Annotated in this window: 12 protein-coding genes and 1 rRNA gene; 3 read left to right on the plus strand and 10 right to left on the minus strand. The window is 65.8% G+C overall.

The window, feature by feature from the left end:
• Positions 1-15: 15 nt before the first annotated feature.
• From recN to CXR29_RS10745, 6 genes are read right to left on the minus strand one after another with little or no spacing between them, the layout of a single operon-like run.
• Positions 16-1,719, minus strand: a complete 1,704-nt coding sequence (gene recN, locus CXR29_RS10720; protein ID WP_101553306.1) for a DNA repair protein RecN — start codon at positions 1,717-1,719, stop codon at positions 16-18.
• On the minus strand, positions 1,720-2,661 hold the full coding sequence (locus CXR29_RS10725; protein ID WP_206516205.1) for an NAD kinase: 942 nt from the start codon (positions 2,659-2,661) through the stop codon (positions 1,720-1,722).
• Positions 2,658-3,464, minus strand: coding sequence for a TlyA family RNA methyltransferase (locus CXR29_RS10730; RefSeq protein ID WP_241241417.1), 807 nt, complete (start codon positions 3,462-3,464; stop codon positions 2,658-2,660). Before CXR29_RS10730 ends, CXR29_RS10725 begins: the two co-directional genes overlap by 4 nt.
• Positions 3,461-3,679: a hypothetical protein gene (locus CXR29_RS10735; RefSeq protein WP_101553540.1), complete on the minus strand. Its 219-nt coding sequence runs from the start codon at positions 3,677-3,679 to the stop codon at positions 3,461-3,463. Before CXR29_RS10735 ends, CXR29_RS10730 begins: the two co-directional genes overlap by 4 nt.
• On the minus strand, positions 3,676-4,653 hold the full coding sequence (locus CXR29_RS10740; protein ID WP_127364501.1) for an HAD-IIA family hydrolase: 978 nt from the start codon (positions 4,651-4,653) through the stop codon (positions 3,676-3,678). The genes CXR29_RS10735 and CXR29_RS10740 overlap by 4 nt, the downstream gene beginning before the upstream one ends.
• Complete coding sequence (locus tag CXR29_RS10745) at positions 4,650-5,666, minus strand: hypothetical protein (RefSeq protein ID WP_241241418.1); 1,017 nt, start codon at positions 5,664-5,666, stop codon at positions 4,650-4,652. The genes CXR29_RS10740 and CXR29_RS10745 overlap by 4 nt, the downstream gene beginning before the upstream one ends.
• On the opposite strand from CXR29_RS10745, the gene CXR29_RS10750 reads away from it, so the two are divergent.
• The 3 genes from CXR29_RS10750 (at position 5,598) to CXR29_RS10760 (ending at position 10,208) form a co-directional block, all read left to right on the plus strand.
• Positions 5,598-6,446 (plus strand): hypothetical protein, encoded by an 849-nt coding sequence (locus CXR29_RS10750; protein ID WP_127364502.1) that lies wholly within the window; start codon positions 5,598-5,600, stop codon positions 6,444-6,446. The two genes, CXR29_RS10745 and CXR29_RS10750, sit on opposite strands and share 69 nt — an antisense overlap.
• A gap of 674 nt (positions 6,447-7,120) precedes the next feature.
• On the plus strand, positions 7,121-8,599 hold the full coding sequence (locus CXR29_RS10755; protein ID WP_101553303.1) for an aldehyde dehydrogenase family protein: 1,479 nt from the start codon (positions 7,121-7,123) through the stop codon (positions 8,597-8,599).
• 46 nt (positions 8,600-8,645) lie between these two features.
• Positions 8,646-10,208 carry a GMC family oxidoreductase gene (locus CXR29_RS10760; RefSeq protein ID WP_127364503.1) on the plus strand — a complete coding sequence of 521 codons (1,563 nt, stop codon included), beginning with the start codon at positions 8,646-8,648 and terminating at the stop codon, positions 10,206-10,208.
• 123 nt (positions 10,209-10,331) lie between these two features.
• Here CXR29_RS10760 and CXR29_RS10765 read toward each other — a convergent pair whose 3' ends face one another.
• The 4 genes from CXR29_RS10765 to rrf all read right to left on the minus strand — a co-directional run bounded on the left by CXR29_RS10765 (position 10,332) and on the right by rrf (position 13,865).
• On the minus strand, positions 10,332-12,137 hold the full coding sequence (locus CXR29_RS10765; RefSeq protein ID WP_127364504.1) for a BCCT family transporter: 1,806 nt from the start codon (positions 12,135-12,137) through the stop codon (positions 10,332-10,334).
• Positions 12,138-12,432: 295 nt separating this feature from the next.
• Positions 12,433-13,041, minus strand: a complete 609-nt coding sequence (locus CXR29_RS10770) for a hypothetical protein (protein WP_127364505.1) — start codon at positions 13,039-13,041, stop codon at positions 12,433-12,435.
• A 244-nt stretch (positions 13,042-13,285) separates the two neighbouring features.
• Positions 13,286-13,687, minus strand: a complete 402-nt coding sequence (locus tag CXR29_RS10775) for a hypothetical protein (RefSeq protein WP_127364506.1) — start codon at positions 13,685-13,687, stop codon at positions 13,286-13,288.
• 59 nt (positions 13,688-13,746) lie between these two features.
• A 5S ribosomal RNA gene (rrf, locus tag CXR29_RS10780) occupies positions 13,747-13,865 on the minus strand.
• Positions 13,866-13,871 lie beyond the last annotated feature (6 nt).

Here is a 13,871-nt window from a genome sequence, read left to right on the forward strand (position 1 = left end):
GATCCGCTCATTCTCTCATCTGCTGCCAACGCCGGCCTCCTTGACCTGCCGTGCATTGTCGAGCAGTTCGGCCGCGTGGGCCTTCGCCGAGGCGGAGTCGTCCATGCCTGCCAGCATGCGGGAGAGCTCGACGACGCGTTCGGAATCGGTCAGTTCCGCCACACCCGAACGCACGGTCTCGGCCTCGTCGTCCTTGACGATGGTCACATGGGTGTCGGCCCACGCTGCGACCTGCGGCAGGTGAGTGACGACGATGACCTGGGCATTGCGGGCGAGCTTGGCCAGGCGGCGTCCGATCTCCACGGCCGCCTTGCCGCCGACTCCGGCGTCGACTTCGTCGAAGACGTAGGTGGGGATGGATTCGCTGGCGGCGCGGACGACTTCGATGGCGAGCATGACGCGGGAGAGCTCACCGCCGCTGGCAATCTTCGCGATGTCGTCGGGGAGGGAGGATTCGTGGGCGGCGAAGGTCAGTCGGACCTCGTCGGCCCCGTGGGTGGTGGGTTCGCGTTCGGAGATCTCGAAGGCCACCGATGCTTTCGGCATCGACAGGGCGGCGAGTTCCTCGCTGACGGCGGCGGAGAATTCGTCTGCGGTGGACTTGCGGATCTCGGTGAGCGCCGAGGCGGCCGCCTCCATGGTCTCGCGGGCCTGATCGAGTTCGGCGTCGAGTCCGTCGAGGTCACGGTCCTCGGCTTCGAGTTCGGCGAGTTCCGCGGCCGATCGGGTTTCGAAGTCGAGGACTTCGGCGACGTCCTGACCATAGGGGGCCAGAGTCCCGAGTTCCGCGCGCCTGGCCTCGGTCTCCTCCAGGGAGGTCTCGCCGAGTTCGTCGAATCCGGAGAGGTAGTTCGACAGTTCCGCGGCGGAGTCGGACAGCCGCAGCACGGCGTCGCCGAGGGCTTCGCGGATGGTGACGAGGTCCTTGTCGGAGCCTTCGACATCGGTGATCGCGCTGATGGCCTGGTGGACGAGGTCGACGGCGGCTCCGGCATCGTCGATCTCCGAACCGAGCAGCAGGTCGTGGGCGGCGCCGACGGCGCGGGTGATCTCGGCGGCGGCGCCGAGCTTCGCCGACTGTGCGGCCAGGGTCTCGTCTTCGCCGGGTTCGGGGCGGACCTTGTCGATGGCCTCGAGGCAGCCGCGCAGCCACAGGATGCGTTCGCGGCGGGCGGCCGTGGAGTCCTTGATGCGGCTGACGCGGGCTTCGGTCTCGCGCCAGGTCTCGAAGGCGGCACGGTAACGCTCGGCCACCTCGGCCAGAGCTGTACCACCGGCGGCGTCGAGGAGCTGCCGCTGTTGGGCGGCTCCCTTGAGGCGCAGCTGTTCGGACTGGCCGTGGAGGGTGATGAGGTCCGAGGAGATGTCGGTGAGCACGGAGATCGGCACGGTCCGTCCGCCCGCCGTCGCCCGGGCGCGGCCTTTCAGCGCCACGGTGCGGGAGATGATCGCCTCGTCGTCGGCGCTGCCGCCGGCTTCCTCGATGCGCTCGCGCACGGGTTCGGCAACTCCGGTGAAGATGCCTTCGACCTCGGCCTTCTCCGCGCCTTTGCGCACGACTCCGGAGCCGACCTTGCGGCCCATGAGCAGGGACAGAGCAGAGACGAACATGGTCTTGCCCGCACCGGTCTCACCGGTGACGACGGTGAAGCCGGTGTCGAGTTCGACGGCGGCTTCGGCGATGACGCCGAGGTGGGAGATGCGCAGTTCGGAGATCATTCAGGCCTCCTTGATCGGTCCTCGCCAGCCGGAGACGGGCAGGCGGAACTTCGCGACGAGTCGGTCGGTGAACGGGCCGGTGTGCAGGCGAGCGAGCCGGATCGGTGACTTCGACCGGGTGGCTTCCACGCGGGCCCCGGACGGCAGTTCGAGGGCGCGGCGGCCGTCGCACCACAGCACGGCGGAGAATTCGGGGTTCGTCTGGGAGATCTCCACGCCGAGGCGGGAGGTCGGGTTGACGACGAGCGGTTTGGAGAACAGGGCGTGGGCGGAGATCGGCACGAGGATGAGCGCTTCGACCTCGGGCCAGACGATGGGCCCGCCGGCGGAGAACGAGTACGCGGTCGAGCCGGTGGGGGTGGCGAGGATGACGCCGTCGCAGCCGAAGGAGGACACGGGGCGGGCGTCGACGCCGAGGACGACGTCGATCATCCGGGATTTCGAGGTCTTCTCGATGGTCGCCTCGTTGAGCGCCCAGGCGTTGAAGATGTTCTCGCCTTCGTGCCACACGGACACGTCGAGGGCGAGCCTCTCCTCGACGGAGTAGTCACGTTGGGAGGCGCGGTGGACCGCCTCGGCGAGGTCTTCCTTCTCGCTTTCGGCGAGGAATCCGACATGGCCGAGGTTGACGCCCATGAGCGGGGCGCCGGAGCCGTGGAAGCGTTCGGCGGCGCGCAGGATCGTGCCGTCGCCGCCTAAGACGATGACGAGTTCGCAGGCGTTCTTCCACTCCCCCAGCTCGGAGGGATCGATGATGATGCAGTGGTTGAGGATGGGTTCGTCGTCGACGGCCTCGGCCTGGCGGGCGCGGATGCCGACGATCTCGTCGGAGAGGACGACGGGGGTGACGCCGTCGTCGAGGAGGGCCTTGAACACGCTGACGGCGGCCACGGCCGACTCATCACGTTGGGGGTGCAGCAGCACCATGATGTGTCTGGTCACGACTCTCCTCTCATCATTTCGTCCAGGTGGGCGGGGATGTCTGCTTTGTCGAGCCTATCGGACTGGTGATGTGTTCGGCCTGGGCGAACACGCAGGAAGTACTCTCGATTCCCGCTCGGGCCCGGCAGCGGTGAGGGGGCGATGTCGGTGACGCGGGCGCCGTTGTCGGTCACCGCCTCGAGGACGGAGTCGATGGCGCGGCGGCGTCTGTCCCGGCTGGTGACGACGCCGTGTTTGTCCAGCGACGCACGGGCGAGTTCGAACTGGGGTTTGACCATGAGGAGGAGTTCCCCGCCCGCGGCGGTGGCGGCCAGCAGCGGGTCGATGAGCAGGCGCAGGGAGATGAAGGAGACGTCGGCGACGACGAGGTCGACGGTGGGCACGTCGGAGTCGGCGAGTTCGCGCAGATTGAGTCCCTCGCGGACGTGGACGCGCGGGTCGTCGCGGAGGATGGGCGCGAGTTGGTCGTGGCCGACGTCGACGGCCCAGACGTGCGCGACTTCGTGGGTGAGGAGGACTTGGGTGAAGCCGCCGGTGGAGGCTCCCGCGTCGAGGGCCGTCAGACCCTGAAGTCGGTCGGTGAGATCGAAAGCCTCGAGGGCGCCGAGGAGTTTGTGGGCGCTGCGGGCGACCCAGGGGTCGGGTTCGGTGACGGTGACGTCGTCGGTGTCTCTCACGTCCTGGGAGGCTTTGGTCGCGTTGCGGCCGTTGACGGTCACGCGGCCGGCGGCGATTTCGCGGGCGGCGCGGGAGCGGGAGTTCACCAGCCCGCGGTCGACGAGTGCCCGGTCGAGTCTGCTCACAAGGAGCCCACCTGGGCGTCGAGGTCGTCGAGCAGGGAGTTCAGCTGTCCGTGGCGCTCGGCTGCCGGTGCCTCTCTGGCTGCGGCGAGGCCGGCCCGCCATGTCTCCACCGGGACGTCCCCACTCACCGAGGCGGGGGTCGGCGCGGAAGTCGTGCCGGGATTCGGGCCGGAGTTCGTGCCGGGTGTCGGGGTCGGTCGCGGGGTTTCGCTCATGAGTCCTGACCGATCCGGCGCGGCAGGCGACCGTCGGCCAGGACCGCCTCGGCGTCGGTCTCCCCTGCATCGATGGCTGCCCAGGCACGCCGGAGTTCGGCTTCGATCCGGGCGGACTCACCGCGGTCGGTTCCGGTGATGAGGGCTTCGAGGCCGCGCAGATTCGGCAAGATGAAGGTCGGTCGGCTCTCGGGGCCCGCGCGCAGGGCATCGTGGATGTCGTGGATTCCGGTGAGGACGAGGGCCGTGTCGATTCCGGCGGCACAGCCGCCTTCGATGTCGGTGTTGAGGCGGTCGCCGACCATGAGCGGGCGGTGCGCACCGAGGCGGCCGGCCGCGAAGTCCATCATGTGCGGGGCGGGTTTGCCGACGATGACGGGGGTGGAGTCGGTGAGTCGGGCGATGAGATCGACGAAGGCACCGTTGCCGGGGACCTTCCCGGTCTCCGTGAGGAGGGAGAAGTCGGGGTTGCTCGCCCACCATTCGGCGCCGGAGCGGATGATCTCGCAGGTGCGGACGATCTTCGCGTAGTCGATCTCCGGGTCGAGTCCTTGGGCGACGGCGACGGGGTCCGCGTCGAGCGAGTCCGTGATGTCGAGGCCGGCGTCTTCGAGTGCGATGCGCAGTCCGGTGGTGCCGAGGAGGTGGACGCGCGCACCGGGTCCGAAGCGTTCGGCCAGGCGTTCGGCGAGCACCTGCGCCGAGGTGGTCACCTCGTCCGCGGAGGCGTCGACACCCATTCCGGTGATCTTCTCGGCGGTGGCGGCGGCGGTGCGGGTGGCGTTGTTCGTGACGTAGCTGACCGGGATCGACTGGGAATGGAGCCAGTTGATGCCGTCGGCGGCTCCGTCGATGGCGTGGGTGCCGTGGTAGACGACTCCGTCGAGGTCGAACAGTACGCAGTCGATGGGCGAGCCCGGGGACTCGGGCGGGCGCCCATCTGCTGTGCTGTCCTGTTCGGCGGTCAGTGTCACTGGTCTCCGTCGGCCTCGGCTGCTGTTGTCTCAGACGCGGTGTCTGCGTCGGAATCGGCGTCGGCGTCGGCGTCGGCGTCGGCGTCGGCGTCGGCGTCGGCGAGGATCTCGTCGAGTTCGTCTTCGATCTCATCGTCGGTGACTGTGACCGACTTCAGCTCCTTCGCCGAGACATGCGTCTTCGACTTCGGTGCTGCTGCCGGAGCGTCGGTCTCCGGCTCGGCGTCCGCGGCAGCGGCTTCACCGTGGGCGACTTCGGAGGTCTCAGCCTCTGCGGTCACATCGGCTTCGGGCGTCGAATCGGTCGCAGCTTCAGCGGTCTCGGCCTCTGCTGCCTCTTCGGCGGCTTCCTCGGAGGCGGCCGCGTCACCGTCGGCATCTTCGGGAGTCTGGGTTTCGGCAGCTGCGGGTTCGTCGTCGACCTCGTCGACGGTTTCGATTTCGACTCCGGCATTGAGGTCCGGCATCTCGTCGCCGAACAGGGTGCCGGTCGCCTTGGCGGTCCGGCGGGAGAGCTCCTCGTACTTGTCGGCGAGTTCGCCTTCGCCGTCGATGCGCAGCACCTCGGCGTAGGCGGCCATGAGTCGGACGAGTCCGCCGCTGGGCTTCTGAGTGAAGTCCTCGGCTTCGATGAGTCGGCGCGCACCGGCGATGTCATCGAGGTCGGATTTGGCGCCGGCCGCGACGATGACGAGTTCGGTGCGGGTGTCCGTGTCGAGGTCGAGCTCCGCGGAGGTCTTCAGCAGCTCGAGGGCCTTCTCCGGCTTGCCGCGGCCGCGTTCTGCGTCGGCGATCAGCGCGATGTTGTCGTTCGAGCCGGAGATGCGACGGTGGGTGCGCAGTTCGCGGACGGCTTCGTCGTAGTTCTCCACGTAGTACGCGGCGATGCCGAGTGCTTCGCGGACGACGGCAACACGACCGGCGCGGGCCATGGCGGCCTTGGCATGCTCGTGGGCGCGTTCCGGGTCGAGGTCGAGCAGCCCGCCGGCGGCGACGAGGTGCTTGGCGACCATATCGGCGTTCTCTTTGTCGAGGGTGCGCAGCTGAGACGAGATCTCTTTGTCGAGCTCGCGACCGGTGACGCCGTCGGGAATCTCGGGTTCCTGGATCCGTGGGCGGCGGGCGCGCTGTTCGCGTGCGTAGTCGCCGGTGTCGGTCTTGCGAGAGGCACGACGATCATTGTCGCCCCGACCGTGGCCGCCGCGTCCTCCGCGGTTGTCGTCCCGTCGATTTCCGCGGTAGCCCCCGCGACGGTCGTCACCGTCACGGCGGTCACGGTTGAAGCCGCCCCGGCGGTCATCGTCGTTGCGACGGTTGCCCTGGTAGCTGCCTCGGCGATCATCGTTCCGGCGGTTCTGGCCGTGGCCTCCGCGACGTTCGTCGCCGCCACGGCGTTCGTCGCCACCGCGACGATCGCGGGTGAACCCACCACGGCGGTCATCGTCGTTCCGACGGTTGCCCTGGTAACCGCCTCGGCGGTCATCGTCCCGGCGATCACGATTGAACCCGCCCCTGCGGTCATCATCACGACGGTTCTGGCCATAGCCTCCACGACGGTTGTCCCCATCGCGACGGTCCCGGTTGTTTCCGCCTCGACGGTCGTCGTCGTTGCGGCGATTGCCCTGGTAACCACCACGGCGGTCATCACCATCGCGGCGATCGCGGTTGAAGCCGCCACGACGATCATCGTCGTTCCGGCGGTTGCCCTGATAACCACCACGGCGGTCGGAATGGCGTGGCCCGCGGCCGTCCCGGTTGTCCGGTCGACGGTTGCGATTGTTGTCGCGATCTGAGCGGTGACCGCCATCTGCGCGGCGGTTGTCCTGGCTGTCTCGCGAATCCCCTTGGGCCACGATTCTCCCTATGAAGTCTTTTCGGTGTTCCGCTCCAGTCTAGTCCACTCACTGCTTCGTCGCCGTGTGGGCGGGAACACGTCAGCGCTCCGTTCACGCTCGCCGTCGCGTCATCGTCGTACTCGCTGCGGTGAGCGCCGAGGCCCAGGTCACCGCCTCAGCACTCTGTTAGAATCAAGGCGAATCCAGTGGAAAGGCCGACGGCAATCGAAGAGGTTCGGCGGCAGCGGAGATCCGCGCCGCCTCGACACCAGGAGATGAATGACACCTGACGTGGAAGCCCATTGTGCGGATGACGGATGTCTCCGCGATTCCACGATCAGAATTTTCGGTCTGGATGCTTCACTGTCCCCCGCAGACTCCCATGCGGCGATGACCAATCTCACCGGCCCGTGTGACCAGCATCATCGGATTGCGCGTTCGACCCCCGTTTTCGCCTATTGTGATTGCCGGAAGCATGCGAGTCGGCACCCCAGGACCCCGTCGCCGTGCAGGTCAGACGGCCGTCGCGCATCAACTGTCGGCTCTGCAGCAGCTGCCGTGACTTCGGACCGCACAGACCACTCGACTCCACAGAACTGCAACTCGTTCACCCGCTAGGAAAAGGAGAAATCGTGCCAAACACACTCTTCATCGACGGACAGTGGGTTTCAGCCGTCAACGGTGGAACCCGGAAGATCCACAACCCGGCCGACGGCAGCTTCGTCGCCGAGGTGGACGAAGCCAGCCCCGAAGATACCGAGCTGGCGATCAGGGCCGCTCGTCGCGCCTTCGACTCCGGCGTCTGGTCGTCCGTTCCCGCCAGCGAACGCGGCGATCTGCTGCTGAAGTTCGCCGCCGTGCTGCGTGAGCGCAAGGACGAATTCGCGCGCGCCGAGTCCCTGGACACCGGCAAGCGCTTCGTCGAATCGCAGATCGACATGGACGACATCGCGAACTGCTTCGACTACTTCGGCAAGCTCGCCGCAAACGATGCCGGTCGCGTCGTCGACGCCGGAACCGACACCGTGGCCTCGAAGATCGTGCACGAACCCCTCGGCGTCTGCGCGCTCATCACCCCATGGAACTACCCGCTGCTGCAGGCGGCATGGAAGATCGCTCCGGCCATTGCCGCCGGCAACGCCTTCGTCCTCAAGCCCGCCGAGCTCACCCCGCACACCGCGATCCTCACCATGCAGGTACTTGAGGAGCTCGGGCTGCCGGCCGGAGTCGGCAACCTCATCCTCGGTGCGGGTGCCGATGCCGGTGCCCCGCTGTCGACTCACGAGGACATCGACATGGTCTCGTTCACCGGCGGACTCGTCACCGGTCGCCTGCTTTTCCGCAACGCTGCCGACTCGATCAAGAAGATCGCCCTCGAACTCGGCGGCAAGAACCCGAACGTCGTCTTCGCCGACGCCGACTTCGAGGCGGCCCTGGACAATGCGCTCAACGCCGCGTTCGTCCACTCCGGTCAGGTGTGCTCGGCCGGAGCTCGACTCATCGTCGAGGAATCCATCGCCGAGGAGTTCGTCAACCGCCTCGTCGAACGTGCCGAGCAGATCCGCCTCGGCGGTCCCTTCGATGACAACGCCGAGACCGGTCCCCTGATCTCCGCGGCACACCGCGACAAGGTGCATGCCTATGTCGAGAAGGGTGTGGCCGAAGGTGCGCGTCTGCGCTGCGGCGGCAAGTTCGGCGAAGGCGATCTGGCCGACGGCTTCTACTACCTGCCGACCGTGCTCGACCAGGTCAAGCGCGGAATGTCCGTCGTCTCCGACGAGGCCTTCGGTCCGGTCGTCACCGTCGAGACCTTCTCCACCGTCGACGAGGCCGTCGAGATCGCCAACGACACCTACTACGGTCTGGCCGGAGCCGTGTGGAGTCAGGATGCGGGCAAGACCCAGCTGGTCGCTCAGCGTCTGCGCCACGGCACCATCTGGATCAACGACTTCCACCCCTACCTGCCGCAGGCCGAATGGGGCGGGTACAAGCAGTCCGGGTTCGGTCGCGAGCTCGGCCCCACGGGTCTCGCCGAGTACCAGGAAGCCAAGCACATCTACCAGAACCTCGAGCCGGCAGTCACCGGTTGGTTCCCCGACCACACCAAGTGATCAGTCGCATTCCGAAGACGCCTACCTCAACAAGGAGAGATGAACAGTGAAGACTACTCATAGCTTTGACTACGTCGTCGTCGGCGGCGGCTCCGCCGGTGCCGCGGTCGCAGCCCGACTGAGCGAGGACCCCGAAGTCACCGTGGGACTCCTCGAAGCCGGCCCCACCGACACGGACAAGGACGTCGTCCTTCAGCTCAACCGCTGGATGGAGCTCCTCGAGTCCGGCTACGACTGGGACTACCCGATCGAAGAGCAGGAGAACGGCAACTCGCACATGCGCCACGCCCGCGCCAAGGTGCTCGGCGGCTGCTCCTCCCACAACTCGTGCATCGCCTTCTGGGCCCCGCGCGAGGATCTCGACGAGTGGGAAGAGAAGCACGGCGCAGCCGGGTGGGGTTCGAAGGACACCTTCGGCCTGTACAAGAAGCTCGAGAACAATGAGCTGCCCGGCGACCACCACGGCCACGACGGCCCGGTCAGCCTGATGAACGTGCCCCCGGTCGATCCCTGCGGCATCGCTCTCCTCGACGCCTGCGAGCAGGCCGGCATCCCCCGCGTGCAGTTCAACGAGGGTCAGACCGTCATCAACGGTGCGAACTTCTTCCAGGTCAACCGCAAGGACGACGGCACCCGGTCGTCGTCCTCGGTGTCCTACCTCCACCCGATCCTCGACCGTGAGAACCTCACGATCCTCACCGACACTCAGGCCAAGGAGCTCGAGTTCGACGAGAACGACAACTGCACGGCAGTGCTCGTGGTCAACAATGCCTTCGGCAAGACCAACCGGATCGAGGCGAAGAAGGAAGTCATCGTCTCCTCCGGCGCCATCAACACCCCGCAGCTGCTCATGCTCTCGGGCATCGGCCCGAAGGACCACCTGACCGAGGTCGGCATCGAGGCCCGCGTCGACTCGCCGGGAGTCGGCGAGCACCTGGGCGATCACCCGGAGGGTGTCATCTCGTGGGAGGCCAAGAAGCCGATGGTCGAGGACTCCACGCAGTGGTGGGAGATCGGCATCTTCTCCCCCACCGAGGAGGGGCTCGACCGTCCCGATCTGATGATGCACTACGGTTCGGTGCCCTTCGACATGCACACCCTGCGCCAGGGCTACAACACCTCGGAGAACTCCTTCTGCCTGACTCCGAATGTCACGCATGCGAAGTCGCGCGGCACCGTGCGTCTGCGCTCGAAGGACTTCCGTGACAAGCCGAAGGTCGATCCCCGCTACTTCACCGATCCGGAGGGCCACGACATGCGCGTCATGGTCGCCGGCATCAAGAAGGCCCGTGAGATCGTCGCCCAGGACGCCATGTCCGAATGGGCCGGCGAGGAGCTGTTCCCCGGCAAGGACGTCCAGACCGACGAGCAGATCGCCGATTACATCACCCGCACCCACAACACCGTCTACCACCCGGTCGGCACGGTGCGCATGGGAGCACCTGATGACGAGATGTCGCCTCTGGATCCGCAGCTGCGGGTCAAGGGTGTGAACCGTCTGCGCGTCGTCGACGCTTCGGCGATGCCGGAGATCACCACGGTCAACCCCAACATCACCGTGATGATGATGGGTGAGAAGTGCGCAGAGATGATCAAGACCGGTCAGTGATCTGAGCCGGTCGGTCGACCAGGTCGCCTGACCTCGGCCCACGAGAAGGGGGCGCTGCCAGTGCAGCGCCCCCTTCGTCATGTCCGGCCGCGACGATCAGAGTCGCGTTCGGACCGGTCAGCCTCAGTCGGTGTCGTCGCCCTTTCCCTGTCCGCGACTGCTCGAGCGGCTGCCGGTGCGGCTGGCGAGTGTCCCCTCGCGCCGACCTTTCTTCTCTCGACTGATTTCGACGTAGGGGTCCCGGAACTTCGGTGCCGGTTCGACCGCTTCGGGTTCGGTGACGACTTCCTCATCGTCGTCGTATTCGTGTCCGAACTGTTCGTCGTCGCCCTGTCGGCGTTCGACCTCTTCGGGCGGCAGGACCTTCTTCCAGCGGCGCATGCGCACGCGCGGCAGGATGCCGGCGTCCTCACGCAGGGCGCGCAAGAGGGCGTAGATCTGGAAGTAGGCGATGATGAAGAACGGCAGCCCGACGAGGATGATCGTCGACTGCAGGGCTTCGAGTCCGCCGGTGCCGGAGAACACCAGCAGTGCCGCCGTGACGACGGCGACGGCAAGGGCCCAGAAGATCCGCTGCGGCAGCGGGTTGAAGTCTTCGTGGCCGTTGTTCATGGTGTCGACGACCAGCGCTGCGGAGTCGACCGAGGTGACGAAGAAGATGACCACGAGGATGATCGCAACCACCGATGTCGGACCGGCCAGCGGGTAGTGGTCGAGGAACGCGAACAGCGCACCGGGGATGTCGCCTTGGTCGACGACTCGGTCGACCAGTCCCCCGCCTTGGTTGAGCTCGATGTCGAATGAGGCGTAGCCGAAGATGCCGAACCACAGGATTGAGAAGGCCGAGGGAATGGCGAGGACGCCGATGACGAACTGGCGGATGGTGCGTCCGCGGGAGATGCGGGCGATGAAGATGCCGACGAACGGCGACCAGGTGATCGTCCACGCCCAATAGAAGACCGTCCAGGTGTTCTGCCATCCGGTGTCGGCGAACGTGTCGTTCCACAGTGCGAGTTCGGGCAGCTGCTGGATGTATGTGCCGAGGGATTCGAAGACGCCTTTGGCCATGAACAGGGTCGGTCCGAAGGCGATGATGAAGACGAGCAGCAGCACAGCCACGACGATGTTGAGGTTCGACAGGATCTTGATGCCTTTGTCGAGGCCGAGCGACACCGAGATCGTGGCCAGCCCGCAGACGACGCCGATGATGATCAGCTGCCACAGGGCGTTCTCGGGGATGCCGATGACTTGGGCGAGCCCGCCGTTGATCTGCAGTGTGCCCAGACCGATCGAGACGGCGATGCCGAAGACGGTGCCGATGATGGCGACGACGTCGATCGTCTTGCCGATGGGCCCGTGGATGCGCTCGCCGAGGATGGGCTGGAAGATCGAGCTCACGCGCGGCGGCAGGTTCCGCTTGTGGATGAAGTAGGCGAAGCACAGCGCGGGCAGAGTGAAGATCGCCCACGTGTGGAGGGTGAAGTGGTAGTACGTGAAGTTCATGGCATCGACGGCTGCAGCCGGTGTGCCCGGTTCGACTCCGAGGGAGGCCCGGGGTGGGTCGCCGAAGTGGCTGACGGGTTCGGCCACGCCCCAGAACATGAGGATCGAACCGATTCCGGCGGCGAAGAGCATGGCGAACCAGGCTCCGTTGGAGTGCTCCGGTGGTTCGTCGTCAGGACCGAGCTTCGCGCGTCCGTATCGGGAGGCTGCGATGGAGATGAGAAAGACGACGAAGACGGTGACGCCGAGGATGTAGAACCAGCCGAGGTTCGTCAGCAGCCAGTCAGAGGCGACCGAGACGCCGGCGTCGATCTGATCGGTGAAGAAGATCGTCCCGAGGACGAAGATGATGATCACGGCCGCTGAGGAGAAGAAGATGACCGGGTTGGTGCGAAGTCTCAATGCATCGTGCAGTTTGTCGAGCATAGGGTGCCTTCCTTAGGATCTTGCCGTACACACTAGCACCGCACGTTTTCAACAGAATCGGTTGTCACAAATCCGTGTCGCTGCGCTCGAGGGAGAACCCGCGCGGAGGCGGCCTGCCCATGCGAAGCACGATCGCTTGCAGTGCCCGGAGGTCCGAGACCAACGAGACGGTGCCCGAACCGTGGGTGGTTCGGGCACCGTCTCGTCTGTCTTCGGTTGTTCGTGTGCCTGAGATGACTGGCCTGCCTCGAATGGGCTGCCTCAGATGGCCTGCCTGCCTCTGCAGGCAGGTGAGTCAGTGTTTCGGTGTGTCGGTGTCTCCGCGGCCGTCGAGAGGATCCATCGGGCGGTCGTTCTCATCGTAGGGGTCTCGCGCCCTGTGACGGTCAATGCGAGGGTCGTGCTCGTCGGCCACCGAGTCTTCAGTCCGTGGGCGGACACCATGTTCCGGCGGATAGCCGTTGGCACGGACGTCGTGCTGTTGAGCAGGATCTTCCGACCGGCGGGAGTCGGCTGTGGCCTCTGGTGCATCTGGATCCAGTTCGTCGGCACGTTGTAGTCGGCGCTCGTGTTCGAGACGCTCTGCTCTGACAGCTTCTTCCCGCTTGGCCGCTTCCGAGTCGAGCTGTTCGGCTTGTGCAGCCTGACGATCAGCCTCAGCCGCCCGTGCGTCGGCGTCAGCCTTCGCGCGTTTGGCCTCAGCTCTCTGCTTCTCGACTTCGGCCTCTCGGGCACGAACATCGTGTTCGGACTCGGCAGCCTCCTGCCGAATCTGCGTGGCCTGTTCCCGCTGGTGTTCGCGCTTCTTAGCTGCCGCCTTGCGGCTGACTGCGATGATGATCCCGACGATGATCAGAACCACGACGATCGCGACGACAATCCAGATCATGGTTGTTGCGTTCATGCGGTGTCTCCCTTGCTGTCTATTCGGATGTCGCTATTCACTTGCATCCGGCCCAGCGGACAGCTTCATCGTGACACGACACACGCCCGTCGACAAGCACCTGCGACTCGGGAGAAGAACACTTCGCACGTTCTGGACCGGTGCGCGTTCAACTTTCCGGCGCTGCCCGTTCCGCAGTACGCGGGAGCTCAGCAGTACACGGAAACTGGTTCAGTGGGTCCAGCGTGGACTCGACACCCGGCCCTCAGATCGGGTTTCCGCGCTCCATCAGTTCCATGACAATCCATTTGGCGAGGGTTTCCGGGTCAATCGTGAGCATATGCGGCAGGCGCAGCGTCCGTCGCCGGTCGGGAGTATCCGGTGTCCTGATACTCACGTCGATGTAGGCGCTGACGTTCACCTTGGAGATGTGGACTTCGAGAATCCGACTCCATGGCACGCCTCCATCGGGGAAGCCGTCGACAGCAGCCCACAGCCCGAACTCATTGACGATCACTTGAGGTGCGGGACGGCCGGACCGACGCGATCGGAGGAAACCAGCTGGATTGCGCAGAAACTGCTTCGTGCGGTTGAAGCTGATCGCGACCTCGCCGGTGCGAGCAAGTTCGGCCTTGAGCGCGTCAATTGTCATCGTCATCGTGTCCATCCGTGAATACAGTGATGGCCCCGCCCAAACACTGGACGAGGCCATCACCTTAAAAAATATTGCGGCAGTCACTTACTCTCCCACAACCACCAAGTTGCAGTACCATCAGCGCGAATGGGCTTAGCTACCGGGATCGGAACGGTTAACCGGGCGTTTCCCCACCACTATCACCACCGCAAAACCA

It is taken from the genome of Brevibacterium linens, assembly GCF_003999335.1.
Classification (GTDB): domain Bacteria; phylum Actinomycetota; class Actinomycetes; order Actinomycetales; family Brevibacteriaceae; genus Brevibacterium; species Brevibacterium linens.

What these genes read in the sequence shown, in the direction of transcription:
- recN (WP_101553306.1), bottom strand. Translation starts at nt 1,719, where the DNA reads ATGATCTCCGAACTGCGCATCTCCCACCTCGGCGTCATCGCCGAAGCC.
- CXR29_RS10745 (WP_241241418.1), bottom strand. Translation starts at nt 5,666, where the DNA reads ATGGTCGCCAAGCACCTCGTCGCCGCCGGCGGGCTGCTCGACCTCGAC.
- CXR29_RS10765 (WP_127364504.1), bottom strand. Translation starts at nt 12,137, where the DNA reads ATGCTCGACAAACTGCACGATGCATTGAGACTTCGCACCAACCCGGTC.
- CXR29_RS10775 (WP_127364506.1), bottom strand. Translation starts at nt 13,687, where the DNA reads ATGGACACGATGACGATGACAATTGACGCGCTCAAGGCCGAACTTGCT.
- CXR29_RS10770 (WP_127364505.1), bottom strand. Translation starts at nt 13,041, where the DNA reads ATGAACGCAACAACCATGATCTGGATTGTCGTCGCGATCGTCGTGGTT.
- CXR29_RS10735 (WP_101553540.1), bottom strand. Translation starts at nt 3,679, where the DNA reads ATGAGCGAAACCCCGCGACCGACCCCGACACCCGGCACGAACTCCGGC.
- CXR29_RS10750 (WP_127364502.1), top strand. Translation starts at nt 5,598, where the DNA reads ATGCTCGTGGGCGCGTTCCGGGTCGAGGTCGAGCAGCCCGCCGGCGGC.